Source organism: Spirillospora sp. CA-128828 (assembly GCF_050945415.1).
Classification (GTDB): domain Bacteria; phylum Actinomycetota; class Actinomycetes; order Streptosporangiales; family Streptosporangiaceae; genus Spirillospora.
The window spans coordinates 9192444-9217046 of sequence record NZ_CP191986.1 but is presented as its reverse complement, the minus strand read 5'-3'; the positions used below and the strand labels follow the sequence as shown (position 1 = coordinate 9217046).

25 protein-coding genes, 1 pseudogene and 1 riboswitch are annotated in these 24603 nt (G+C 71.5%); of the genes and pseudogenes, 15 read left to right on the top strand and 11 right to left on the bottom strand.

Annotation, left to right across the window (positions count from 1 at the left end; translation table 11 throughout):
* The first annotated feature begins 140 nt into the window (after window positions 1-140).
* On the top strand, window positions 141-734 hold the full coding sequence (locus ACQPXG_RS44305) for a TetR/AcrR family transcriptional regulator (protein WP_433465130.1): 594 nt from the start codon (window positions 141-143) through the stop codon (window positions 732-734).
* A gap of 53 nt (window positions 735-787) precedes the next feature.
* Here ACQPXG_RS44305 and ACQPXG_RS44300 read toward each other — a convergent pair whose 3' ends face one another.
* The 5 genes from ACQPXG_RS44300 to ACQPXG_RS44280 all read right to left on the bottom strand — a co-directional run bounded on the left by ACQPXG_RS44300 (window position 788) and on the right by ACQPXG_RS44280 (window position 4232).
* Window positions 788-1264, bottom strand: a complete 477-nt coding sequence (locus tag ACQPXG_RS44300; protein WP_433465129.1) for a GNAT family N-acetyltransferase — start codon at window positions 1262-1264, stop codon at window positions 788-790.
* A 132-nt stretch (window positions 1265-1396) separates the two neighbouring features.
* A complete protein-coding gene (locus ACQPXG_RS44295; protein WP_433465128.1) occupies window positions 1397-2161 on the bottom strand; it encodes a group II truncated hemoglobin in 765 nt (254 codons plus the stop codon).
* A gap of 70 nt (window positions 2162-2231) precedes the next feature.
* A complete protein-coding gene (locus ACQPXG_RS44290) occupies window positions 2232-2795 on the bottom strand; it encodes a copper resistance CopC family protein (protein ID WP_433465127.1) in 564 nt (187 codons plus the stop codon).
* Complete coding sequence (locus ACQPXG_RS44285; RefSeq protein WP_433465126.1) at window positions 2792-3502, bottom strand: YcnI family copper-binding membrane protein; 711 nt, start codon at window positions 3500-3502, stop codon at window positions 2792-2794. The genes ACQPXG_RS44290 and ACQPXG_RS44285 overlap by 4 nt, the downstream gene beginning before the upstream one ends.
* A gap of 79 nt (window positions 3503-3581) precedes the next feature.
* Window positions 3582-4232, bottom strand: a complete 651-nt coding sequence (locus tag ACQPXG_RS44280; RefSeq protein WP_433465125.1) for an MFS transporter — start codon at window positions 4230-4232, stop codon at window positions 3582-3584.
* Window positions 4233-4327: 95 nt separating this feature from the next.
* Window positions 4328-4547: riboswitch (cobalamin riboswitch) on the top strand.
* A 91-nt stretch (window positions 4548-4638) separates the two neighbouring features.
* On the opposite strand from ACQPXG_RS44280, the gene ACQPXG_RS44275 reads away from it, so the two are divergent.
* Window positions 4639-6990 (top strand): ribonucleoside-diphosphate reductase subunit alpha, encoded by a 2352-nt coding sequence (locus ACQPXG_RS44275; RefSeq protein WP_433465124.1) that lies wholly within the window; start codon window positions 4639-4641, stop codon window positions 6988-6990.
* Between the two features lie 17 nt (window positions 6991-7007).
* Entirely contained in the window at window positions 7008-7985 is a 978-nt protein-coding gene (locus ACQPXG_RS44270; protein ID WP_433465123.1) for a ribonucleotide-diphosphate reductase subunit beta, read from the top strand.
* A gap of 57 nt (window positions 7986-8042) precedes the next feature.
* Here ACQPXG_RS44270 and ACQPXG_RS44265 read toward each other — a convergent pair whose 3' ends face one another.
* Window positions 8043-8978 carry an aldo/keto reductase gene (locus tag ACQPXG_RS44265; RefSeq protein WP_433470165.1) on the bottom strand — a complete coding sequence of 312 codons (936 nt, stop codon included), beginning with the start codon at window positions 8976-8978 and terminating at the stop codon, window positions 8043-8045.
* A 166-nt stretch (window positions 8979-9144) separates the two neighbouring features.
* Between ACQPXG_RS44265 and ACQPXG_RS44260 the strand changes: the two genes are divergently transcribed.
* The 3 genes from ACQPXG_RS44260 (at window position 9145) to ACQPXG_RS44250 (ending at window position 10723) form a co-directional block, all read left to right on the top strand.
* A complete protein-coding gene (locus tag ACQPXG_RS44260; protein ID WP_433465122.1) occupies window positions 9145-10002 on the top strand; it encodes a helix-turn-helix transcriptional regulator in 858 nt (285 codons plus the stop codon).
* 69 nt (window positions 10003-10071) lie between these two features.
* Window positions 10072-10227, top strand: a complete 156-nt coding sequence (locus tag ACQPXG_RS44255) for a hypothetical protein (protein WP_433465121.1) — start codon at window positions 10072-10074, stop codon at window positions 10225-10227.
* Window positions 10228-10309: 82 nt separating this feature from the next.
* The gene (locus ACQPXG_RS44250) at window positions 10310-10723 is read left to right on the top strand and encodes an acyl-CoA thioesterase (RefSeq protein ID WP_433465120.1); all 414 of its coding nucleotides are present in this window, start codon (window positions 10310-10312) and stop codon (window positions 10721-10723) included.
* On the opposite strand, the gene ACQPXG_RS44245 is transcribed toward ACQPXG_RS44250, so the two are convergent.
* Window positions 10716-11447 (bottom strand): PaaX family transcriptional regulator C-terminal domain-containing protein, encoded by a 732-nt coding sequence (locus tag ACQPXG_RS44245; protein WP_433465119.1) that lies wholly within the window; start codon window positions 11445-11447, stop codon window positions 10716-10718. The two genes, ACQPXG_RS44250 and ACQPXG_RS44245, sit on opposite strands and share 8 nt — an antisense overlap.
* A 33-nt stretch (window positions 11448-11480) precedes the next feature.
* A complete protein-coding gene (locus tag ACQPXG_RS44240; protein WP_433465118.1) occupies window positions 11481-12575 on the bottom strand; it encodes a hypothetical protein in 1095 nt (364 codons plus the stop codon).
* 89 nt (window positions 12576-12664) lie between these two features.
* Between ACQPXG_RS44240 and ACQPXG_RS44235 the strand changes: the two genes are divergently transcribed.
* From ACQPXG_RS44235 to ACQPXG_RS44225, 3 genes are all read left to right on the top strand, one after another.
* Window positions 12665-14425, top strand: a complete 1761-nt coding sequence (locus ACQPXG_RS44235; RefSeq protein WP_433465117.1) for an acyl-CoA dehydrogenase family protein — start codon at window positions 12665-12667, stop codon at window positions 14423-14425.
* A 100-nt stretch (window positions 14426-14525) separates the two neighbouring features.
* Window positions 14526-15773, top strand: coding sequence for a cytochrome P450 (locus ACQPXG_RS44230; protein ID WP_433465116.1), 1248 nt, complete (start codon window positions 14526-14528; stop codon window positions 15771-15773).
* A gap of 10 nt (window positions 15774-15783) precedes the next feature.
* Window positions 15784-16878 carry an NAD(P)-dependent alcohol dehydrogenase gene (locus tag ACQPXG_RS44225; RefSeq protein WP_433465115.1) on the top strand — a complete coding sequence of 365 codons (1095 nt, stop codon included), beginning with the start codon at window positions 15784-15786 and terminating at the stop codon, window positions 16876-16878.
* Here ACQPXG_RS44225 and ACQPXG_RS44220 read toward each other — a convergent pair.
* Window positions 16875-17783, bottom strand: coding sequence for an NAD(P)-dependent oxidoreductase (locus ACQPXG_RS44220; protein ID WP_433465114.1), 909 nt, complete (start codon window positions 17781-17783; stop codon window positions 16875-16877). The two genes, ACQPXG_RS44225 and ACQPXG_RS44220, sit on opposite strands and share 4 nt — an antisense overlap.
* Before the next feature lie 72 nt (window positions 17784-17855).
* Between ACQPXG_RS44220 and ACQPXG_RS44215 the strand changes: the two genes are divergently transcribed.
* The 6 genes and pseudogenes from ACQPXG_RS44215 to ACQPXG_RS44190 all read left to right on the top strand — a co-directional run bounded on the left by ACQPXG_RS44215 (window position 17856) and on the right by ACQPXG_RS44190 (window position 22167).
* Window positions 17856-18851 (top strand): nitronate monooxygenase, encoded by a 996-nt coding sequence (locus ACQPXG_RS44215; protein WP_433465113.1) that lies wholly within the window; start codon window positions 17856-17858, stop codon window positions 18849-18851.
* Between the two features lie 82 nt (window positions 18852-18933).
* Window positions 18934-19623 carry a maleylpyruvate isomerase family mycothiol-dependent enzyme gene (locus ACQPXG_RS44210; RefSeq protein WP_433465112.1) on the top strand — a complete coding sequence of 230 codons (690 nt, stop codon included), beginning with the start codon at window positions 18934-18936 and terminating at the stop codon, window positions 19621-19623.
* Window positions 19624-19812: 189 nt separating this feature from the next.
* A complete protein-coding gene (locus tag ACQPXG_RS44205) occupies window positions 19813-20925 on the top strand; it encodes a chitinase (protein ID WP_433465111.1) in 1113 nt (370 codons plus the stop codon).
* Window positions 20926-21022: 97 nt separating this feature from the next.
* Window positions 21023-21328 (top strand): annotated as a pseudogene (locus ACQPXG_RS44200) (MerR family transcriptional regulator); the annotation flags it as partial.
* A gap of 70 nt (window positions 21329-21398) precedes the next feature.
* The gene (gene trxA, locus ACQPXG_RS44195) at window positions 21399-21713 is read left to right on the top strand and encodes a thioredoxin (RefSeq protein WP_433465110.1); all 315 of its coding nucleotides are present in this window, start codon (window positions 21399-21401) and stop codon (window positions 21711-21713) included.
* Window positions 21714-21777: 64 nt separating this feature from the next.
* Window positions 21778-22167 carry a YccF domain-containing protein gene (locus tag ACQPXG_RS44190; RefSeq protein WP_433465109.1) on the top strand — a complete coding sequence of 130 codons (390 nt, stop codon included), beginning with the start codon at window positions 21778-21780 and terminating at the stop codon, window positions 22165-22167.
* Between the two features lie 34 nt (window positions 22168-22201).
* Here the strand turns inward: ACQPXG_RS44190 and ACQPXG_RS44185 are convergent, their stop codons facing one another.
* Together ACQPXG_RS44185 and ACQPXG_RS44180 are read right to left on the bottom strand one after the other, a co-directional pair.
* The gene (locus ACQPXG_RS44185; protein ID WP_433465108.1) at window positions 22202-23035 is read right to left on the bottom strand and encodes a phosphoribosylaminoimidazolesuccinocarboxamide synthase; all 834 of its coding nucleotides are present in this window, start codon (window positions 23033-23035) and stop codon (window positions 22202-22204) included.
* An 80-nt stretch (window positions 23036-23115) separates the two neighbouring features.
* Window positions 23116-24582, bottom strand: a complete 1467-nt coding sequence (locus ACQPXG_RS44180; RefSeq protein WP_433465107.1) for an aminotransferase class I/II-fold pyridoxal phosphate-dependent enzyme — start codon at window positions 24580-24582, stop codon at window positions 23116-23118.
* Window positions 24583-24603 lie beyond the last annotated feature (21 nt).

The following is a 24603-nucleotide window of genomic DNA, read 5'->3' as shown; positions in this document are numbered from 1 at the left end:
CGGCCCGTCGGGCGCCGCGGTGAGGACCACGCGATGGCCGCGTGACGAGACGGTCCGTCTCGTGCCCATCAATCTAGAGAGGATTCGCCACGCGGTCAAGACGCAACGTCTCGTCTCGTTTAAATGGTAGGGTCTCGGACGTGACGCAATCCCGGAAGCCGAATCCCGCCCGGCGCAGCGAGCGGTCCCGGCGGGCCGTTCTGGGCGCCGCGCGCGAACTGGTGACCGAGCTCGGGTACGCCAAGGTGTCGATCGAGGCCATCGCCGCACGGGCGGGGGTGGGAAAGCAGACCATCTACCGCTGGTGGCCGTCCAGGGGCGCGGTGATCTTCGACTCGTTCCTGGAGCTCAGCGCGGGCGAGGAGGGCGTGCGGCTTCCCGACACCGGGGACATCGAGGCCGACCTCAAGACCGTCATGCGGGCGACGGTCGCCGAGTTCGCCGACCCGGCTTTCGAGGCGCCCGTCAGAGCCCTCAACCTGGAGATCATCGGTGATCCCGCGCTGGCGGCCCTCTACCGCGAGAAGCTGGCCGGTCCCGTCGACGAGGCGAAGAAGGAACGGCTGCGCAGTGCCCAGCGGGCCGGCCAGCTGGCCGCCGGCGCCGACCTCGACCTGGTGCTCGAAGTGCTGTACGCCCCGCTCCACCAGCGCTGGCTACACCGGTCCGGGCCGCTCACCCCGCAGTATGCGGACGCGCTCGTGGAGACCGCTCTCCGCGCGTTCGCCCCGTGAGCGAACGTGCCGCCCTTCACGCGGAAGGACGGCACGTTCGGTGACGCGAGGGATCAGGCGGTGCTGTACTCGGCGGTGTCCGCGCCGGTGCTGACGCGGCGGAGGCCGGCGTTCTCCAGGACGCGGGCCGACGCCGGGTTGGACAGTTCCACGGTCGCGACGACCTCGTCCACCCCCGGTGCCGCCAGGGCGAACGCCACGATGGCGAGGGCGGCCTCGGTGGCGTAGCCGCGGCCCCGGCGGGACGCGACGACGCCGTAGCCGAACTCGACGCGCCCGTCACCGGGCGGCCAGAACAGGCCGATGGCGCCGACCGCCAGGCCGGTGGACCGCTCGATGATCAGCCGCTGGCCGAACTCGCCGAGCGCGTCCGGGGTCTCGGCGATGACGCCTGCGATGACGCGGTCGCCGTCGGAGGGGAAGTCGTCCGCCCAGTGGTCCTGCCGGACGCCGTCGAGGACGGCGGTGACCTCGCCCGTGCTCCACGGGCGCAGGACGAGACGATCGGTGATCAGGTCGGATGATGACACGTGAGGCTCCTGGTCGTGCTGGACGACCGGGCCGCGCTCAACCGCGCACGGCCCGGACAAGGGCATGCTGACGAAGGGCCGCGCGGGCCATATTCATCAACCTCCCTCGTCGCAGGAACGAAGCGCAGATTACTACGCCGGGATGTAGGGCGGCGCGACGCCCCAGCCCCAGTGCGGCATGGGCGCCTCCAAGGGAGGCTTCGCGCCGGGCTGGGAGTTGGCGAGGGCGATGCGCGTGCCCCACTCGATGTAGGCCGTGAAGGCGGCGCGGAACTCGGGGTCGTCCGGGAGGCCGACCTCGTCCGCCGCGTCCATCAGCAGGGACGCCCAGCGGCGGCGCTGCGCCTCGGTGATGCCCTTTCCGAGGTGCTGCCGCACCATGTGGTGGTAGCCGCCGCGTTCGCGGCTGTAGCGCTCCGGGCCGCGGAAGACCTCGCCCAGCCAGGCCGCGACCCACTTCGGGTGGTCGGGAGCCATGTGCTCGAAGAGGGGACGCAGCAGGTCGTCCTTCACCACGTTCGTGTAGAACGCCTCGGTGAGCCGCTCCAACGCCTCGCTTCCGCCCGCCCAGTCGTACAGCGTCGGGACGGACGAGCCGGCCCCGGACACGGGCGTCCGCTCGTAGTGCCGCATCTCCTCGATCTGCTGGACGTACGGCTTGATCTCGGCGAAGAACGCCGGGAAGTGCTCGCCGCCCCGGAAGCCCCGCATGTGGTCGTCCGCCGACGTCCAGCCGATGCGCAGGATGTAGGACGACGGCTCGTCGACGCATCTGGACAGCTCGTAGTCCACGCACTGGGGCGCGGCGGCGAGCGGAACGGCGGCGCGCGCGTAGGCGGCCTCGAACTCCTCCGCGTCCTGCGGGTCGATGCGGTAGCGGATGTACTCGACGATCATGATGCCCCCAGAGTGCGACCGGTCGGGTAATCACTGTAATCCTGTAATCACCCGACCGGAAGCACAATGATCAACTCTGGGAGGCGCCGGAACGGCGGAACCAGGCGATCGCGCCGCCCGCCAGGGCCAGGACGAGCGCGATCAGGCCGATCCACAGCCAGCCCGAGGAACCGCCTGAGTCCTGGGCGGACGCGGCCTTCGTCGCCGATGGGGCCGACGGGGCCGACGAAGCCGGCGGAGCCGGTGGCGCCGACTGCGCGCCGCCCTGAGAACCCTTCACCATGAACTTGTAGGTGCCCTCCACCGGATGGCCGTCCGATGCGACGACGCGCCAGCCCACGGTGTACTCGCCGTTGGGCAGCGCACTGCCGACCGCCTGGGTGACCTTGTTGTCCACCGCGCGGGCCGTCCCCGCCTGGTACTGCTTCTGCGACCCGTCGGTCACGACCACGCGCGGCAGCCGGACCGGGTCCCCGTACGTCAGGACGATCTGGGGCGGCGCCGCGACGGTCGAGCCCTTCGCGGGGTTGGCCGACGTCAGCGTGGTGTGCGCGGATGCCGGGACCGCGGTCAGCGCGAGGGCCGTCCCGACGGCCGCCGCACCGGCGGCGGCGCGAAGCGCGGCCCGGATCATGCCCGGCTCCGCGCCCGGTTCAGGCCGTACGCGCCGATCGCGATGCCGATCACCCCGACGGCGATGCCGATGCCGCCGAGCAGCCGCGCCGTCCCGTCGTCGGACGACACCGACGACTTCGCGGCCACCGGCTTCACCTGGGCGGTCAGGCCGGTCGCGTCGCCCGAGCCCTTCGGCAGGAGCTTCAGCGTCGGGGACGGGTGCTCCGGCTCGGCGGCGCCTTCGGCCGGGGCCTCCTCCCACTTGACGACCTCGCCGTCCGAGTACGTCTGGTCGGCCTTGAACACCAGCTGGTCGGTGTCCGTCGGCAGCGGCCCCATGGAGACGTCGAACTCCTGGAACTGGCCCGACTCGATCTTGCCGCCGGTCCAGGTGATCTTGGTGACGGCCTCGGTCAGCTCGCCGCCGTCGGTCTTCACCGGCTTGGGCAGCTTGGACTTCTCGACCTTCGCCGTCCACCCGGGCAGCGGGCGGACCGACACCGACGACAGCGGATGGTCGGCCGGCAGGTTCACGACGAGCTTGGTGGTCGACGCGTCGTCGCGCTCGTTCGGGACGCGGAACGAGACCTTGGCGTACGAGCCCTGCTCGGCGGTCTTCGGGTTGACGGTGACGTGCGCGGACGCGGCCGTGGCCAGCCCGATCACGGACACGGTGGCGAGCGAGGCGATGGCGCCCACGCGGCGCGCACGCGGAAGGAAGGACATGACGGAACTCCGTTCGAGTCGTACGGGAATGGCCGGATGCGCCGGTGGACCGGCGTCCGGTGACGTACGGCGCTCTGCCTCAGAGGTGGGCGAGCGCCCTCGAACGCGGCGGGGGACCCCGCCGGACGACATGGTGCCGTAGTGCGCGTCCGACGCCCGTGACGGCGGCCTCCGCCCCCGCCGCGCGACGGGGACGTGCGGGAGGCTCGGCCGGTTCGACGGCGAACAGGGCGAGCAGCAGCCTGATCGGACGATCGGCCGCGGCGGCGACGCGCCGGGCGAGCGTCCACGCGGCCCGCTCGCCGTGCCGCAGCCATCCGGCGGCGACCAGCGCGGCCACGCAGTGCGCGAGCGTCATCACCAGGCCGTTGCCGCCGTGTCCGGCCGGCACCGCGGTGTCCGCCCCCATGCCGCTCGTCATGGCGGTGTGCACCGCGGGCGTGTGGTGCGCCATCGGGTCGGCGGCGGCCGTGAACAGCGTGTGCAGCGCGAACTGCCCGCCGAGAAGGCCGCCCAGGATCGTCGCCAGCGAGCGCTCGTGGCCCGCCAGCATCAGCGTCACGCCCAGAACCGCGACGAATCCCGCCATCGCCGCCCAGGCCGGAACCCCGGTGCCGCCCGCCAGGACGTGCCCGAGGGTCGCCAACGTGACGCACACGGTGGCGAAGACCACGGCGCGCGCGGTCCGGAACAGCGGATGCGGGGCGGTCGGGGGCATGACGGCACCCATCGTCCCACCATGTGCCGGGTGCGTGCAGCCCACCCCCGGATCCCCACCGACACGCCCAACATCTTGGGGTTACACAAAGATCGCCGACTACATGTAGGGTTCAACCCCGTGCTGGTTCGCCCCCGCCGTTACGCGGCGGGGGCGTCGTAAGAGGGAACCCGGTGTGAGTCCGGGACTGCCCCGCAGCGGTGAGCGGGAACGACCGCCGTCATCACGCACTGGGCCACGGGGTGGCCTGGGAAGCGACGGCCAGTAGGGCGCCTCGACGAGGCGACGCCCGCGAGTCCGAAGACCTGCCAGCAGGTTGTTCGTCCAGTGCCTCGCGGGCAGGCCGGTGGCGGAGCGCGGTATGCCGCCGCGTCCCGTTCGCATGCCTCCGCGAGGCGGCATGCGAGGGGAGATGCACGTGACACAGGCTCTGGTCGCGCCGTTGCCGGCGGGGATCGCGGCCGAGGTCGAGGCGGCCTGCGACGGGGTGCCCGATGTGGACCCGGGGCGGGTTCTCGCCGCAGTCCGGCCGGGTTCCGGTGGGGGGACGAACCCCGGGAGGGACGAGCCGGACACGGCGGCGCTGCGGGACCTCGCGATCGGTGAGGCCGCCGCCCTGGTGCCCGCCGAACCCGGGTACTCCAGGGTCGCCGCGCGGCTCCTCGCCCTGCGGATCAGGGACGAGGCCGCGTCCGCCGGCGTCCGCACGTTCGCCGAGTCCGTCGCCGCCGCGCACCGGGAGGGGCTTCTGGCGGACGCCACGGCCGCGTTCGTCGCCGCCGGCGCGGCCGCGCTCGATGACCTCGTCGACGAGGCCGCAGACGACCGGTTCGAGTACTTCGGGCTCCGCACCCTTTACGACCGGTATCTGCTGAGGCATCCGCGGTCGCGGCTCGTCCTGGAGCGTCCGCAGCACTTCCTGCTGCGCGTCGCGTGCGGGCTCACTCATCCCGACGGAGTCGGGGCGGGGGGCGTGGGGGGTCGTCCCCCCTCGGGAAACACGGCCGTGGACGAGGCGGCCGAGCTGTACGGCCTGCTCAGCACGCTGTCGTACCTGCCCAGCTCGCCGACGCTGTTCAACTCGGCGGCCGCGCGTCCGCAGCTGTCCTCGTGCTTCCTGCTCGACTCGCCGCGGGACGAGCTGGAGTCGATCTACGAGCGGTACGGGCAGGTCGCGCGGCTCAGCAAGTACGCGGGCGGGATCGGCATCTCCTGGACGAAGGTGCGGTCGCGGGGCTCGCTGATCCGCGGGACGAACGGGCACTCGAACGGGATCGTCCCGTGGCTGCGCACGCTCGACTCGTCGGTCGCCGCCGTCAACCAGGGCGGGCGACGCAAAGGCGCGGCCTGCGTCTACCTGGAGCCGTGGCACGCCGACGTCGAGGAGTTCCTGGAACTGCGCGACAACACCGGCGAGGACGCGCGCCGCACCCACAACCTCAACCTGGCCAACTGGATCCCGGACGAGTTCATGCGCCGTGTCGAGGCCGACGGGACGTGGTCGCTGTTCGATCCGAAGGAGGTCCCCGAGCTGGCCGACCTTTGGGGTGACGCGTTCGACGCCGCGTACCGGGAGGCGGAACGGGAGGGGCGGTTCGTCCGGCAGATTCAGGCCCGCAAGCTGTACGGGCGAATGATGCGGACGCTGGCCGAGACGGGCAACGGCTGGATGACGTTCAAGGACGCCGCCAACCGCGCCTGCAACCAGACGGCCGAGCCCGGCCAGACCGTCCACCTGTCGAACCTCTGCACGGAGATCCTGGAAGTGACGGGCGACGGCGAGGCGGCCGTGTGCAACCTCGGGTCGGTGAATCTGGCCGCGCACGTGGGTCCGTCCGGGGTGGACTGGGAGCGGCTCCGCTCGACGGTCCGCACCGCCGTCCGGTTCTTGGACCGCACCATCGACAGGGGGTTCTACCCCACGCCGGAGGCGGAGAAGGCCAACCGCAAGTGGCGTCCGGTCGGGCTGGGAGTGATGGGGCTCGCGGACGTCTTCTTCACGCTCCGCCTGCCGTTCGACTCGGACGAGGCCCGTTCACTGTCGACTCGCATCGCGGAGGAGATCGCCCTGGCCGCGTACAACGCGTCCGCCGATCTGGCCGCCGCGCATGGCCGGCTGCCCGCCTACGACATGACGCGCACCGCCCGTGGCCGGCTCCACATCGACCATTTCCCGGACGCGACGCCGGCCCGGCCGGCCGACTGGGAAGCCCTCCGCGCGCGCGTCGCCGAGGTCGGGCTCCGCAACTCGCTCCTCATCGCGATCGCGCCGACGGCCACGATCGCGTCCATCGCGGGCTGCTACGAGTGCATCGAGCCCCAGGTGTCGAACCTGTTCAAGCGCGAGACGCTGTCCGGCGAGTTCCTGCAGATCAACGGCTACCTGGTGGACGACCTGAAGTCGCTCGGGCTGTGGACGCCGGCCGTCCGGGAGGCGATCAAGAAGGCGAACGGCTCCGTCCAGGGCCTCGTCGACCTGCCGGAGGAGATGCGGACCCTCTACCGGACCGCCTGGGAACTGCCGCAGAAGGCGCTGATCGACCTCGCCGCCGCCCGCACCCCGTACATCGACCAGTCGCACTCCCTGAACCTGTTCATGGAGACGCCGACGATCGGCAAGCTCTCCTCGATGTACGCCTACGCGTGGCGGGCCGGTCTCAAGACGACGTACTACCTGCGCTCACGTCCCGCGACGCGGATCGCGCAGACGACGGTCGCTGCGGCCGTCTGCTCCCTGGAGAACCCCGAGACCTGCGAGGCCTGCCAGTAATGCTCCTCGATCCCGGCATGGACCTGACGTTGCGGCCCATGCGCTACCCCGACTTCTACGAGCGGTACCGCGCCGCGATCCGCAACACGTGGACGGTCGAGGAGGTCGATCTCGCCTCCGACCTCGCCGACCTCGCGCGCCTCACACCCGCCGAGGTGCACCTCGTGAACCGGCTCGTCGCGTTCTTCGCCACCGGCGACTCGATCGTGGCGAACAACCTGGTGCTCAACCTCTACAAGCACGTGAACGCGCCGGAGGCCCGGCTCTACCTGTCGCGGCAGCTATATGAGGAGGCCGTCCACGTACAGTTCTATCTGACCCTCCTGGACACTTATCTGCCCGATCAGGACGAGCGAGCCAAGGCGTTCGCGGCGATCGAGCACATCCCGTCCATCCGCTCCAAGGCGGAGTTCTGTTTCCGCTGGATCGACTCACTCGGTTCCCTGGACGAACTCAGGACCGCCACCGACCGGCGCGCGTTCCTGCTCAACCTCATCTGCTTCGCCGCGTGCATCGAGGGCCTGTTCTTCTACGGCGCGTTCGCCTACGTGTACTGGCTCCGCTCGCGGGGCCTGCTGAACGGCCTGGCGTCCGGGACGAACTGGGTCTTCCGGGACGAGTCCATGCACATGGAGTTCGCGTTCTCCGTCGTCGACACCGTCCGGGCCGAGGAACCGGAACTCTTCGACGCCGACCTCACCGCCCAGGTCACCACGATGCTGGAGGAAGCGGTAGAAGCCGAGCTGAACTTCGCCCGCGACCTGTGCGGGGACGGCCTGCCGGGCATGAGCGCCGACGACATGCGCGCCTACCTGGAGTACGTCGCCGACCAGCGCCTCACCCGCCTCGGCCTGCCCGCCCGCTACGGCACCGCGAACCCGTTCGCGTTCATGGAGCTGCAGGACGTCCAGGAGCTGTCCAACTTCTTCGAACGCCGAGTCTCCGCGTACCAGATCGGCGTCGAAGGCAGCGTCACGTTCGACGAGGCGTTCTGACGAACTCCCCCTGACGGTCGGACGGCCCGCCCCGCGCGGGGCGGGCCGTCCTGCGCGTCATGTGTCGAGGTTGGCCAGGTAGGACTCGTTGCCCTGGGCGCCCGCGGCCGCGTCCGGCGGGACGATGTCCTCCAGTTGCTTGAAGACCGAGGCGTCCAGGGTGAGGTCGCCCGCGGCGGCGTTGGCGCGGGCGTTGGCCGCCTTGCGGGTCCCCGGGATCGGCAGGGCACCGCGGTCGATCACCCAGGCCAGCACCAGCTGCGCCGTCGTGACGCCCTGCTCGGCGGCGAGCGTGGCCACCCGGTCCGCCAGGGAGACGTTGCGTTCCAGGTTGCCGCCCTGGAAGCGGGGGTTGCCGCGCCGCCAGTCGCCTTCCTCAAGGTCGGCGGCGGCGCGGACCGTACCGCCGAGGAGCCCGCGGCCGAGCGGGCTGTAGGCGACGAACGTGATGCCCAGCTCCGCGCACGCCGGGATCAGCTCCTCCTCGGGGGCCCGCTGGAACGGCGAGTACTCGGTCTGCAACGCCGTCACGGGGTGGACGGCATGGGCGCGCCGGAGTGTGCTCGGGGAGACCTCCGACAGCCCGTACCCGCCGATCTTCCCGGCCTCGACCAGCTCGCCGAGCACCCCGGCCGTCTCCTCGATCGGGGTCGTGGGGTCGAGCCGGTGCAGGTAGTACAGGTCCACGTGGTCGGTGCGGAGCCGGGACAGGCTGGCGTCCAGTGCGCGCCGGATGTAGTCCGGGCGGCCCATCCCCGGAATGAGGATCCCCTGCGAGTCCTGGTTCCCCCCGAACTTGGTCGCGAGGACGAACTCGTCGCGGCGCTTCTCCAGCATCCGGCCGATCAGGTCCTCACTGGACCCGCGGCCGTAGATGTCGGCGGTGTCGACGAACGTGAAGCCGGCGTCCAATGCGGCCAGGAGAGTGTCGGCGGCCTCGCTTTCCTCGACACTGCCGTAGACCGGCGCCAGGTTCATCGCACCGAACCCCACCACCGATACCTGCGGCCCGCCCGTTCCTAGAGTGCGATAACGCACTGAGAGTCACCTCTTGTCGCTTGTCGATTTGCCTCCACATTGCCGGGGCCCCGGCGTGCCGACCAGTGGCCGCCCATGGCTAGGAACCGCAGGGCTAGGCATGGGAGGGCAAACTTGAGCCATGGCGACACGCGAGATGGCGGATTTCCTGCGCTCCCGGCGCGACCGCATCAAGCCCTCGTCCGTGGGCCTGCCCGACAGCGGGCGCCGGCGCGCGCCCGGCCTGCGGCGCGCGGAGGTGGCGCAGCTCGCCGGGATCAGCCCGGACTACTACATGCGGCTGGAACAGGGACGCGGCATCCGCCCCTCGCCGTCCGTCCTCGACGGGCTGGCCAAGGCCCTCGTCCTGGACGACGACGAGCGCGACCACCTGTACCGGCTGGCGCTGTCCATGCCCTCGCCGCCGCACGCTCCGGCTTCCGTCCCGCCCGACGGCCCGGTGCACCCCGGCGTGCGGCGGCTGCTGGACGAGATCGACCCCGTCCCCGCCTACGTGATCAACGGACGGCTGGACGTGCTGGCCTGGAACCGGACGGCGGCGGCCCTCATGTCCGACCTGGCCGAGCTGCCCTGGCCGCGCCGCAACATGCTCAGGTACGCGCTCCTCGATCCTCGCGCCCGCTCGTTCTACGTGGAATGGGAGGAGATCGTCCGGCACGGCCTGGCGCAGCTGCGCACCGCCACCGGCCGCGACCCGGGCGATCCCGCGACCGAGGCGCTCATCGGCGAGCTGTCCGGGAGCCCGTGGTTCCGCACCTGGTGGGACAGGCAGGACGTCAAGGGACCGGGGATGGGCAGCAAGGAGTACTGCCATCCGGTGGTCGGCCGGATCACCCTCGACTACATCGGCATGATCCTTCCAGGGACCCCCGACCACCAGTTCGTCACCCTGACGGCCCCGGAGGACGGCCCCTCCCGCGCGGCCCTCGACAAGCTGGCGGCCCTGGCCCCGCCGGCCGCGGATCTGCGCCGGCCCTGACAAGGGTGTTCCGAACTTTCGGGGGCGGGCACGCGTTGGACTGTAGAGGCTAGGCCGAGGAGGAAGAACGTGGCTTCTCTCATCGACCGGATCAAACGGTTCGCCCAGGGCCCGCAGGGGCAGAAGGCGAGGGCGAGGGCGGAACAGATCGCCCGGGACCCGCGCAACCAGGCCAAGATCCGTCGGCTGCTGGCGCGCGTGCGCGGCGGCGGCCGCCGGCACTGATCACCGAACACCCGGACCCGTCCCCCGCCAGGGGACGGGTCCTCGTCATGTCGCATGCCGGGAGCGCCCTAGTCTGCTCCCCATGACCGGCGAGTATCTGTACTGGGAGAACGTCCCCACGCGGTGGAAGGACAACGACGTCTACGGGCACGTCAACAATGTCGTCCACTACTCGCTGATGGACACCGTCATTAACGGGTGGATGATCCGGACCGCCGGTTTCGACCCCGCGACCTCCGCGGCCATCGGGCTCTGCGTCGAGTCGCACTGCGAGTACAAGGCCGAGGTGTCGTTCCCCGACGCGATCCGGGTCGGGCTCCGCGTGGGTCAGCTGGGCCGCTCCAGTGTCCGCTGGGAGATCGGCATGTTCCGGGCGTCCGACGACGCGCTCATCGCCGAGGGCCACTTCGTCCACGTCTTCGTCGACCGCCGCACCCGCCGCCCAGTCGAGATCACCGGCCCCGCCCGCACCGCGATGGCGAGGCTTCTCAGGTGAGGACGTGGGTGGACAGGAGCCGCTCGAAGTCGGTTTCGAAGGCCTCGTAGCGGGTGCGGAGGTCGGGGCCCGGCCACTCCGGCGGGAGCAGGGACGAGGGGAGCAGCGGGTCGTTCAGGAGGTGGCGCAGGACGGCGGCGGCGTAGGTGAAGCGCTCGGCGATCGTGGTCGCGTCGGCGAGGGCCGTGCGGAGGGCGCCGGCCTTGGCGGTCCAAGCGTCCAGGTCCCAGAGGGCGGCGGCCAGCGTCTCCGGGGCTTCTTCGGGGCGGCCCACCAGGAAGGTGCACTGACGGACGACCGGGCCGGGGCGCGGGCGGGTCAGGTTGGCCGGGCGGAGCCAGGTGCCCTCGCGGAGTTCGGCGAGCCGGAGCGTCGACATGGCCTGGCGGAGCGCGGCGCGGTCGGCGGCGGGACGGCGTTCGGCGGTGATGACGGCGATCTCCCAGGTGCCGTCCCAGGGCCGGGTCGGGGGGAGGCGGGCCTCGTCCTGGCGGGCCTGCCGTTCCAGGAGCCGCTCGGTGAGGGCGTACGTGCCGCCGGACTGGACGAGGTCGCCGGCACCGACCATCCGGGAGAGCGCGACCCGGATCGTCCCCTCCGCGATGCCGAACAGGTCGCCGACGCGGACGAGGTACCGGGCCGGGAGCCGGGGCGGGTGGACGCCGAGCAGCGTGCTCAGGACGACGGACCGGGCGGTGAGCGGGCGAATCTCCAGGCTGTCCATGTCTGCTGCCGAGCCTATCGGCGGCGCCGCTGCCTAGAGGTGGGTCACGGCGAACTTCCAGTGGCCCTCCGCACGGATGTGGAGGAGGGTCGGCCCGGCCACCTCGCCTTCGGCCGTGGACGGGTCGGTGCCCCGCAGCACCTCGCGTCCCTGCTCGAAGTCCGGAGTGAGCTCGGTGACGGAGTAGGCGCCTCGGTCCTTGTGCTCCATGAGGATCCGCGCCGGTCCGCCGACGTAGTGGCAGACGAACGAGCCCCGTGACGCGATCCGCTCGTTGACGATGGGCACGGTGCCGCCAGGCTGCAACCACGCCGTCCAGGTGCCGTCGCACCAGATGTCGAGCTGGACGGTCGTGTCCGTGGCCCGCGGAAGTGGCGCCACAAGGCGGGCCGTCCCTTTGCCGCGAAGCGGCGTCGTCGCCCAGCCGTCCTGGAAGACGTCGACCTGGCATTTCTTATAGGCACGGATCCGTACCACGAGCACGGACGGCGCGTCCCCTTTGAGCCGCTGCAACCTGACTCTCGCGTTGCCTCGCCCCTGGGCGCGGTGCTTGCTGCTCAATCCCGGAGGGATCACCTTGAACGGCGGCGGCTCCTTCTGGGGGCCGTCGGATGCCGGGTTCGGGCCGCCCGGCCTGGGCGTCTCATGCCGGGCGGGGCGGACCGGTGCCGATCGGCGGGACGCTGCGGGACGGCGGCCCGTCGCGATGGGCGGCATTCCCTCGGCGAGCCGCACCGCATCGGCGGCGCAGACGTCGATCATGCGGGTGGCGCCGCCCTCGGGGGCCCAGGCGACGTGCTCGGTGGACGGGCCGTGGCGGGAGTCGAAGAAGCACGGGGGCCGCAGGGGGCGGCCGGACAGCCGGGCGTCCACGCGGGCGAGGGCGCTGCGTCCCTCGCTGAGGGCGTGGGTGACGTCCGCGGCGTCCTCGCGGTCGCGGTCTCCGACGAAGTCCCGCTTGGCCTGCTCGTAGGCGTCGAGAGCGCGGGCGTAGTCGGTCAGCAGGTCCGGGTCGGAGTGGTCGTCCGGGTCGAAGGGCAGCCGCGCGAGTTCTTCGCCGAAGGCGGTGATGTCCGCCTCGATGAGCGCCAGTTCCTCGTCCCGCCGGCGCCTGAAGAGTCCGAACATGCGCCCCCTCCCCGGTCGGGTCGATCGTATCGGCCGGCGATGGGATTACGACCTATCTTCAGGTGGTGGAGAACTGTAATGTCGGTGGCATGACCTCTTACCTGATCGAGTCGTTCGACCGGCTGCCGTTCGGGGACGCGGAGAAGGCGCGCCGGTACGCGACCGAGCGGTACCGGGGGGCCGCGGGCCGCAACTGGTACGACTGCGACCCCACGCTGCGGTTCCTGATGCGGCGGCATCTGGGGGACGGGTTCGGCTGGGCCGAGCCGCGGCTCAGGGAGCTGGGCGCGCTGATGGGCGGGCCGATCGCCGAGCGGGCCGAGGCGACGGACCGGAACCCGCCGCGCCTGGAGAAGTACGACCGGTGGGGGCGGGACGTCAGCGAGGTCGTCATGCCGCCGTCGTTCGAGGCGGCGCGGCGGGACATCGTCGCGACGTCGTTCACGCGGCCCGACTTCGCCGCGGAGGCGAAGCGCAGCGGCGTGGATCCCGCGCCCATGGGCGTCGCCTGGAGCTACCTGCTGGACCAGGCCGACATCGGAATGGCGTGCGCGCTCGGAACCGGTGGCGACATGGTCGTGCGGTTGACGGAGATGTTCGCGCCGGACGACGTCAAGGCGCGGGTCCGGGAGTTGTTCGCGGCCGGGGAGATGTCCGGCGAGGCCGCTCAGATGCTCACCGAGCGGTCAGGCGGATCGGATCTCGGCGCGCTCGAGTCGACCGCGTCCAAGGACGGCGACGCATGGCGGCTCAACGGTTTCAAATGGTTCGCGTCCAACGCCAACGGTTCGGCGTTCGTCGTGCTGGCCAAGCCGGAGGGGGCCGTGGACGGCGTCCGGGGAATCGCGCCCTTCCTCGTCCTCAGGGAAAGGCGGGACGGGTCGCGCAACGGCGTCCGGATCCGCCGGCTCAAGGACAAGCTCGGCACGCGGTCGGTCGCGTCCGCGGAGATCGAGTTCACGGACGCGGAGGCGTTCCTGCTGGCCCCGGCGTCGAGCGCCGGCGAGGGCGGGGACGGCAAGGGCCTCGCCCGCATGATGGAGCTGACGAACGGCGCCCGCCTCGGCATCTCCATGATGGGTCTCGGCTGCGCGCGGCGGGCCCTCGTCGAGTCGCTCTGCTATGCGCGGGCCCGGGAGGCGTTCGGGACCTCGCTCATCGAGCAGCCCCTCATGCGGCGGAAGCTCGCCGAGCTGATCGTCGAGACCGAGGCCGTCCAGGCGCTCGTGTTCGACGGATATCTGGGGCGCCCCCGGCTGCGAATCGGGGCGGCGCTCATCAAGCTGAGGGCCGCGCGGCTGGGCGTGACGGCCGCCAGTGACGCCATCGAGATCCACGGTGGGAACGGCTACATCGAGCAGTGGCCGGTCGCGCGGATCCTCCGGGACGCGCAGGTCAACCCGATCTGGGAGGGCGGCGACAACATCCTGTGCCTGGACGTCCGCCGCGCCATCGAACGGCAGGGCGCGCACGAGCCGTTCCTCGAAAGGCTCGCCCAGGCCGTCCAAGCCGCGCCGGAAGGCGACGACGCCACGGCAGAGCTGGTCGGCGCGCGCATCGAGCATCTCCGCCAGGCCATAGAGAAGTGGCGCGGCCTCGACAGGACCGTCGCCGAGGCGCGGCTGTTCCCGCTCGCCCAGTACATGGCGGACGTGTACGCTGCGGCCCTGCTGCTGGAACAGGCCGGGTGGGAGCGCACCGATTCCGGTGCGGACCGCAAGGCTCTGGTCGCGCGGCTGTACGCTCGGAGCCGGCTCGCCGACGCCGGTCCGCTGCGCGCGATCGACGCTCCGGCGGAGGACCTCGAACGGTTCAAGGACCTGGCGGACGGCGCGTTCATCGGCGACTAGAAGGCCGTGTGGCGCATCCGGCCGTGCCGGTCGTTGACCGAATGAGATTCGGGATCATAGGTTCCTTGAGGGCGGCCCGCCATGATCGAGGAGCAGAGCAATGACGCTGACCGTGGAGGAGGCGGGCCTCGCGCTCGCCGACCCGAAGGCATACGCGGACGAACGGCGGCTCCATGAGTCGCTGGCGCTGCTCCGCCGCGCGTCCCCGGTGCACCGGGTCGTCCCGCCCGAGTACAACCCGTTCTGGGCGATCACCAGGCACGAGGACGTCCTGGAGATCGAGCGCAACCACCAGGTCTTCCGCAACGCGCCGCGCCCGGTGCTCGGCACCGCCGAGTTCGACGAGCTGAACCGGCAGCGCATCGAGGAGGGCGTCGCGCTGCGCACGCTGATCCACATGGACGACCCCGACCACCGGGTCATCCGGGCGATCGGCGCGGACTGGTTCCGGCCGCGCGCGATGCGGGCGCTGGAGCCGCGCGTCCGCGAGCTGGCGAAACGGTACGTCGACCGGATGGCGGACTTCGGCGGCGAGTGCGACTTCGCGCAGGAGGTCGCCGTCCATTTCCCGCTGTACGTGATCCTGTCGCTGCTCGGCCTCCCCGAAAGCGACTTCGACCGCATGCTGAAGCTCACGCAGGAGCTTTTCGGCGGTGACGACGAGGAGTTCCAGCGCGGGACGACCAACGAGGAGAAACTCCAGGTCCTGCTCGACTTCTTCGCCTATTTCCAGGGGCTGACGGAGGCGCGCCGCAAGAACCCGACCGACGACCTCGCCTCCGCCATCGCCAACGCGCGGATCGACGGCGAGCCGCTGAACGACTTCGACACCGCGTCCTACTACGTCATCGTCGCGACGGCCGGGCACGACACGACCAGCGCGACGATCGCCGGCGGCCTGCACGCGCTCATCGAGCACCCCGACCAGCTCGAACGGCTGCGCGAGAAGCCGGAGCTGATGCCGCTCGCGGTGGACGAGATGATCCGCTGGGTCACGCCCGTCAAGGAGTTCATGCGCACCGCCGCCGAGGACTACGAACTGCGCGGCGTCACGATCCGCGAGGGCGACGCGGTGCTGCTGTCGTACCCGTCGGCGAACCGGGACGAGGACGTTTTCAACAACCCGTTCAGCTTCGACGTGGGACGCGACCCGAACAAGCACCTGGCGTTCGGATTCGGCGTCCACTACTGCCTCGGCGCCGCGCTGGCCCGCATAGAGGTGCGGGCCTTCTTCGAGGAACTCCTGCCGCGCCTGGACACGATCGAGCTCGCCGGGTCCCCGGAGAGCATCGCCACCACGTTCGTCGGCGGTCTCAAGCGCCTTCCCGTCCGCTACTCCCTGGCCTGAGGAACTCCTGGTGCAGATCAAGGCCGCGGTGCTGCGCGCCGCAGACGCCCCCTACACGATCGAGTCGCTCGACCTGGCCGACCCGGGCCCCGGCGAGGTCCTCGTCAAGATCGCCGGTGCCGGGATGTGCCACACCGACCTGCTGGGGCGCGTTCCCGGGGACCTGGTCGCGAAGCCGGTCGTCCTGGGGCACGAGGGCTCCGGCGTGGTCGAGGCGGTCGGCCCCGGCGTCACCGGCCTCACCCCCGGCGACCATGTGGTCATGTCCTTCGACTCGTGCGGGTCGTGCGACAACTGCCGCGCCGCGCAGCCCGGCGCGTGCCCGCAGATGACCGCGCTCAACATGCTCGCCATGCCGCTGGACGGCACGCCCCGCGCGACCGGGCCCGGCGGCGAGGCCGTCCACACCCGCTGGTTCGGGCAGTCGTCCTTCGCCGGCCACGCGCTCGGGACCGTCCGCAACGTCGTGCCGGTGAACAAGGACGTCCCGCTGGACGTGCTCGGCCCGCTCGGCTGCGGCGTGCAGACCGGGGCCGCGTCCGTGCTGGTCTCGCTCGGCGTCCGGGCCGGCGACAGCATCGCGATCTTCGGCACGGGCGCGGTCGGGCTGGCAGCCGTGATGGCGGCCCGGGTCGCGGGCGCGACCACGATCGTCGCCGTCGACCTGCACGAGTCGCGGCTCGACCTGGCCCGCGAGCTGGGCGCCACCCACGTCGTCAACGGGGCGGACGACGACATCGCCGGACAGATCCGGGCCCTCTCCGGTGGTGAGGGAGTGCAGTACTCGTTCGACACCACCGCCGTCCCCGAGGTCGTCTCGACGGCGGTCGCGTCGCTGCGCACCACCGGCGTCTGCGGCCTCGTCGGCGTGGGCGCCGCCGAGTACCGGCTCGACGCGAACCTCCTGCTCATGGGACGGACGGTGAAGGGCATCATCGAGGGCGACGCCGTCCCGCACACGTTCATCCCGAAGATGATCGAGCTCTGGGGGCAGGGACGGTTCCCGTTCGATCGGCTGATCACGACCTACCCGCTGGACCAGATCAACCAGGCGGAGGCGGACACGACGTCCGGCAAGGTCGTCAAGCCCGTGCTGATCCCCTAGACGACGCGATGGAGGAGGCCGTCGCCGCGGGCGAGGCGGCGGCAGTTCTCCGCCGCGACCGTGAAGTACCGGTCCCAGGTCTCGGTGGTCAGCCAGGCGACGTGCGGCATGACGACGACGCCGTCCAGGGCCAGTAGCGGGTTGCCGGCGTCGACGGGCTCCTTCTCGAAGACGTCCAGGCCGGCGCCGCCCAGCCGGCCCGACCGCAGCGCCGCGACCAGCGCCGTCTCGTCGATCACCGCGCCGCGCGCCGTGTTCACCACGATCGCGCCCGGCGGCAGCAGCGCGAGCCGGTCGGCGTCCAGCAGATGGTGGGTCTCGTCCGTCAGCGGGATGTGCACGGACACGATGTCGCTGGCCCGCAGCAGGTCGTCCAGCTTCCTCCAGGCCGGGTCGCCGGGCCGGGGCCGCCTCGACGTGTAGAGGACGGTCGCGCCGATCGCCTCCAGCATGCCCCGCAGCAGTGACGCGATCTCGCCGCCGCCGAGGAGCCCGACCGTCCGTCCGGCCAGTTCCCCGCCGACCAGGGACCGGTCGGCGGGCCAGCCCTCGCCGCGCCGCGTCCGCACGTCGAACGCCACGACCCGGCGCAGCGCCGCCAGCATCAGCAGCAGGGACGTCTCCGCGACGGCCTGCGCGTTGCGTCCCGGCATGTTCGCGACCGCGATCCCGCGTTCCCGGGCGGCGTCGAGGTCGATGGTGTTCACGCCGGTGCCGAGCTTCTGGATCAGCCTCAGCTTCGGCGCCCGGTCCATGTCGGCGGCCGTCAGCGGACGCAGCACATGCCAGATCACCTCGGCGTCCGGCAGCAGCTCGGCGAACCGCGCGTCGTCCTGCTCCGAGCAGCTCACGATGTCGAGCCCGGGCTCCTCGTGATCCATGTCGTAGTGCAGCAGCACCCGCATCCCGACCCCTTCCGTCCGTCCCTGGAACCCCGGCGCCGGTCTCCGGCGTTCCCGGGGATTATCGTGCGGATCATGTGGAACGGGCTTCCGATCGTGCAGGCGCCGATGGCGGGCGGGCCGTCGACCCCGGAGCTGGCCGCGGCCGTGTCGAACGCGGGCGGCCTCGGGTTCCTCGCCGCCGGCTACAAGACCCCCGGCGCCATGCGCGCCGACATCGCCGCGACGCGGAAGCTGACATCGCGCCCGTTCGGGATGAACCTCTTCATGCCGTCCCTGGACGAGGTCGACCCGGCCGAGGTGGCGGCCTACCGCGACCGCCTCGCCGCCGAGGCCGCCCGCCTCGGCGTCGCGCCCGGCACCCCGTCCGCCCGCGACGACGCCTACGAGGCCAAGATCGCCGACCTGCTGTCCGACCCGCCCGCCTTCGTGAGCTTCACCTTCGGCTGCCCGTCCCCGGACGTCATCCGGGCGTTCCAGGTTCGGGGCGTCATCGTCATCGTCACCGTGACCTCGGTGGACGAGGCCCGGCAGGCGTCCGCCGCCGACGCGCTCTGCCTCCAGGGGGCCGAGGCCGGGGGCCACCGGGGCTCGTTCGCCAACACCTTCGACGATCCGGTGCCGCTGCGGGTGCTGCTGCCGTCCGTCCGCGAGGTCACCGCCCGGCCGCTCATCGCCGCCGGCGGGCTCGCGACCTCCTCGGACGTCGCCGACGTCCTCTCCCTCGGCGCCGTCGCCGCCCAGATCGGGACGGCGTTCGTCCGCTGCCCGGAGAGCGGCGCGAGCGCCGTCCACAAGGCGGCCCTGGCCGATCCTCGCTTCACCTCGACCGCCATGACCAGGGCTTTCAGTGGACGGCCCGCCCGTGGCCTGGTCAACCGGTTCCTCACCGAGCACTCGGCGCACGCGCCGGCCGCTTACCCGGACGTCCACTACGTCACGTCGCCGCTGCGCAAGGCTTCGGCCGCCCAGGGCGACCCGGACGGCGTCAACCTCTGGGCCGGCGAGTCATTCCGCAAGGCGACCGAGACCCCCGCCGGCGCTCTCACCGCCGCCCTCACCCCGCGGTGAACCGGCGCGGCGATGAGTTTTCCCGTCGGTCGTGGTCAACCCTTCGACACCACCTCGATCCGAACGAGAGGGAGCGAATCGGATGGCCGCCGATGTGCAGAGAGAGCAGCAGTCCCAGCGGGATGCGGTCGCCTTGGGCGAGGACGAGGTCGCGGACGCCGTGAAAGCCGAGCGGCGGCGCCTTTCCGACTATCTGGAGAACCTCGATGACGAGGCCTGGACAGTGCAGTCGCTCTGCGACGTCTGGACCGTGCGGGAGGTGGTCGCGCACCTGACGATCAGTACGCGGGCCACGATCGGGTCCGTCATCGGGCCCGCGATCAGGGCGCGCGGCGACTTCGACCGGATGACCGCGCGGATGGCCCGTGACCGGGCGGCGCGGTTCACGCCCGCCGAGCTGATCCAGCAGCTGCGCGAGAGCGCCGAATCGTCCCGGCGCATGCCCGGCAGCGGCCCCATGGACCCGCTGATGGATCTGCTCGTCCACGGTCAGGACATCGCCCGCCCCCTCGAGCGGCGTCACGAGATGCCGGTCGAACTCGCCGTGCCGGCATTGGCGTACGTCGCGGGGAGCCGGTTCCACGGCGGGCCCAAGCGCCTCGCCGGGCTGGAACTCATCGCGACGGACGCCGACTGGTCGTGGGGGCGAGGGCTCCGGGTGCGGGGAAGCGCCGAGGACCTGCTCCTCGCCGCCGCCGGGCGTCCGGTCGCGCTCGCACACCTGACGGGTCCCGGCACCGACCTTCTGGCCGAGAGCCTCAGCGCCCGGTGAGGTCCTGCCCGCCGGACGGCTCGCGGCAGTGAGCGGCGGCGGGGTCTTCCCGGTCCAGGGCGGCGCGGTTACTCTGCTGATGGCGTCCATGCCGGTCGTTTGCGCCTTGCGCCTGGGAGGGTCCCGTCCGCGGGATCCGTTCGGCTCTTGCACCGGCTCCTCTGTCCCCGTTCTGGAGGAGTCGTCCCCGTGAGAATCACGCACAAGCGATGGGCCGCGGCCGTCGCCGCACCGGCGTCGGCCATGGCGGCGCTGGTCCTGTCCCTGGGCGGGCTGGTCGTGCTGTCAGCGCCATCGTCCGCCCAGCCCACCACCACGCCGCCCACGACTCCGCCGAGCGCCGACGAGACCTGCGCCGTGAAGCCGAAGCCCGCAGGCAAGGTGCTGCAGGGTTACTGGGAGAACTGGGACGGCGCGTCCAACGGCGTCCACCCGCCGTTCGGCTGGACGCCGATCGGCGACCCGGCGATCGGGCGGCACGGCTACAACGTGATCAACGCGGCGTTCCCCGTCATCCGCTCCGACGGCACCGTCCTGTGGGAGGACGGCATGGACTCGACGGTCAAGGTCGCCACCCCCGCCGAGATGTGCGCGGCGAAAGCCGCAGGCGCCACCCTCCTGATGTCCATTGGCGGCGCGACCGCGGGCATCGACCTCGGCTCCGGCAGCGTCGCGGACCGGTTCGTCCAGACGATCGTGCCGATCCTGAAGAAGTACAACTTCGACGGGATCGACATCGACATCGAGACCGGCCTGACGGGCAGCGGGGACATCGGTCAGCTGTCCACGTCGCAGGCCAACCTGATCCGCATCATCGACGGCGTGCTCGCCCAGATGCCGTCCGGCTTGGGGCTCACGATGGCGCCGGAGACCGCGTACGTGACCGGCGGCAGCGTCACCTACGGCTCCATCTGGGGCGCCTACCTGCCGATCATCAAGAAGTACGCGGACAACGGCCGGCTGTGGTGGCTGAACATGCAGTACTACAACGGCAGCATGTACGGCTGCTCCGGCGACTCCTACTCCGCCGGGACGGTCGAAGGCTTCGTCAAGCAGACCGAATGCCTGGACAACGGCCTGACCATCCAGGGCACGACGATCCGGGTGCCGTACGACAAGCAGGCCCCGGGCCTTCCCGCACAGCCGGGCGCGGGAGGCGGATACATGTCCCCGAGCCTCGTCGGCCAGGCGTGGAACCACTTCGACGGCCGGCTGAAGGGCCTGATGACCTGGTCGATCAACTGGGACGGCTCGAAGGGCTGGACGTTCGGCGACAACGTCCGCGGCCTGCAGGGCCGCTGACCCGAGCCCCGGGACGGGCCCGGCCCGTCCCGGGGCTTGACCTTGACGCCGGTGTCAAGGGTTAGCTTCGTAGTCGGCCACGGAGGCGAGGAGGGCCATGCGAATCGGGGAACTGGCCGCGCGGGCCGGTGTCAGCACCCGCACGCTGCGCTACTACGAGCAGCAGGGGCTGCTGCCGGCGCGGCGCGCGGCCAACGGCTACCGGGAGTACGAGGAGTCGGACGTGCGGCTCGTCGCCGAGATCCGCTCGCTGCTGGCGGCCGGTTTCACGCTGGACGACACCCGCCCGTTCGTGGACTGCCTGCGGGCCGGGCACGCCGACGGTGCCGCATGCCCCGAGTCGGTCGCCGTCTACCAGCGCAAGCTCGCCGAGATCGACACCGAGATACGCACCCTGATCCGCCGCCGCGCCGACGTGGCCGGCCAGCTCGCCCGGGCCTGTCCGGGCTGCGCACTGTCTACGGAGGGCACGAATGATCACGCTGACGGCCGAGAACTTCGACGAGCAGGTGCTCCGCGCCGGCAAGCCGGTACTGGTCGAATTCTGGGCGGACTGGTGCCCGCCCTGCAAGATGATCGCGCCGATCCTCGAACAGATCGAGGCGGAGCACGGCGACCGGCTGACCGTCGCCAAGATCAACGGCGATGACCACCCGGAGATCGTGGCCCGCTACGGCGTCATGGGCTTCCCCACGATGAACCTTTACCGCGACGGCGAAGTCGTCCGGCAGATCGTCGGCGCCAAGCCCAAGCGCGCCCTGCTGGCCGACCTGGACGGCCACATCTGACGACCGGCCCGCCCCGCGGGTACCTATCCTTGAGGTGGGTGGCGCTGCGGTAGGGGAGGGTGTCGTGCGGACGCTGTTGAACGTCATCTGGCTGGTGCTCGCGGGATTCTGGATGGCCCTCGGCTACGTGACCGCCGGGATCATCTGCTGCATCCTGATCATCACGATCCCGTTCGGCATCGCCTCGTTCCGCATCGCGGTCTTCGCGCTCTGGCCGTTCGGCCGGACGGCGGTCCCGAAGCGGAACGCGGGCGTCGCCTCGCTGCTGGGCAACATCATCTGGATCATCGTCGCGGGCTGGTGGCTCGCCCTCGGGCACCTGGTGACGGGCGTCCTGCTCTGCATCTCGATCATCGGCATCCCGTTCGGCATCGCCAACTTCAAGCTGATCCCGATCTCCCTCATGCCCCTGGGCCACGAGATCGTCTCGTCCGACGACTCCTTCGCCTTCTGACCGGACCTCCGGAAGGCCCGGCCTTCCGGCCGGGTCAGGAGGTCCAGGGGGTGCCGGTCAGGCGTTCGTAGACGTCGATGTAGCGGGCCCGGGTGGCTTCCACCACGTCGTCGGGGATCGCGGGGCCGGGCGGGGTGCGGTCCCAGTCGAGGGTGCTGCTCCAGTCGCGGACGTACTGCTTGTCCAGGGAATGCTGGGGACCGCCCGGCCGCCACTCGTCGGCCGGCCAGAAGCGGGACGAGTCCGAGGTCAGGACCTCGTCGCCGAGGACGAGCGTGCCGTCGGCCGCGCGGCCGAACTCGAGCTTGGTGTCGGCGATGATGATGCCGCGCTCGGCGGCCAGGGCGGCGCCGCGCCTGTAGATCTCCAGGGTGACGTCCTTGAGGCGGGCGGCGGTGTCGTCGCCGATCCCCCGGACGACGTCGTCATAGGTGATGAACTCGTCGTGGCCCTCGGTGGCCTTGGTCGTCGGGGTGAAGATCGGCTCGGGCAGCCTCGACGCCTCGACCAGGCCGTCCGGGAGCGGGACGCCGGAGACCGTGCCGGACTTCTCGTACTCCTTCAGGCCGAGGCCGGCGAGGTAGCCGCGGGCGATCCACTCGACGGGGAGCATGGTGAGGCGGCGGCAGCGGACGGCGCGCCCGGCCCACTCGTCCGGCACGTCGGTCGCGGACACGATGTGGTTCGGGATGATGCCGGCGAGCTGCTCGAACCACCAGAGGGAGAGCCGCGTGAGGATCTTGCCCTTGTCGGGGATCTCGGTGGGCAGGACGACGTCATAGACGCTGACCCGGTCCGACGCGACGAGGATCAGCTCGTCGCCGTCCGCGTAGACGTCCCTGACCTTGCCCGAGTGGACCAACTCCATGACGCTCCTCAACCTCGCAGTCCTGCCCGGTAGGAGTCTTCCACAGCGGATCTCCGCCGCCCGAGGTGGCACCGCGGGTCTCAGTCCTCGACGAGCACGCGCACGCTGTCGAGGGACGCGTCCGACGCGTCCGGTACGACCATCCCGGCGGACACCCCGGAGCGCGGGTAGTCCAGGACCGGCGACGTGATCCGCTCGCCCGGCAGGACGGCCGGGATGCCGGGCGGGTACGGGGTCAGCATCTCCGCGCAGACCCGTCCGGCGGCATCGGACGCCGCGACCTGCTCCGCCGGGCCGAAGAACGCGTCCCGGGGCAGGACGGCCAGTTCGAGGCGCAGGTCCCCGGGTGCCGGCACCTCGACGGCGGGCGTCCCGCGAAGGGAGCCGATGTGCGCGTGGAGGTCGCGCAGGGCGGCGAGCAGCCGCCCGGCGGTCTCCTTGTCGTCGGCGAAGGTGAGCTGCGCGCTGATCCGCCGGTGGTCGGCGAGATGCAGGTTGACGCGGTGGTGTTCGCGCAGCCAGTCGGCCGCCCGGTACCCGGTGACGCCGAGGCCGGCGATGTCGACGACGACGGGCAGCGGGTCGAGGGCGTAAGCGTGTCCGGGGCCGGTGAACTCGTCCGCGCCCTGCACGTCGAAGCCCGGGAGGGCCGAGATCTCCGCGCGGATGCCGGCGGCCAGGTCCAGCGCGTCCTGCAGCAGGCCATGCCCGTGTTCGACCATCTGCCGCCGCCACCCGTCCAGGCCCGCGTAGAGCAGGACGGACGGGCTGGTCGTCCCGAGCAGGTCCTCCCGCTGCTTGAGCACGGACGGGTCGACGAGATCGCCCTGCTGATGGAACACCGACCCCTGTTCCAGCCCGGCGCCCATCTTGTGGACGCTCGTCACGCAGACGTCGGCGCCGGCGTCCATGGCCCAGGTGGGCAGGTCGGGGTGGAACGGCAGGTGCGCTCCCCACGCCTCGTCCACGATCAGGGGCTTCCCGCGCTCGTGGCAGGCGGCGGCGATCGCGGCGAGGTCTGCGCACGTCCCGTAGGGCGTCGGGCTGGTGACGAGGGCGCCGCGCGCGTCGGGGTGCTCGTCGAACCCGGCCGCGAACGCCGCGGCGGCCGGCGGGTGCGCCAGATGCCGGGACGCGTCCCACTGCGGCTCCACCCAGAACGGCCGGACACCGGAGAGGATCAACCCCGACACGACCGACTTGTGGGCGTCCCGTCCGACCAGGAGCTTCTCACCCGGGCCCGCCACCGACAGCATCGCGCTCTTGACCGACAGGGAGCTGCCGCAGGTCGAGAAGAACGTCTGCTCGGCGTGGACGGCGTCCGCCATGAGCTCCTGGGCGCGCTCCAGCACCTTGCCGCGCGACTCGCGGTCGTCGAGGCCGGAGATCGCGAGCACGTCCGAGCGGAACACGGCGTCGCCGAGCACCTCCCGCACCCGCGGGTCGGCGCCCCGGCCCTGCTTGTGGCCGGGCGGGGTGAACGGCAGCTGCCCTTCGCGGTGGTAGGCGGCGAGGGCGTCGAGGACGGGGGCCTCCGAGTGATCCATGGCCGTCCCGTTCCCCCAAGG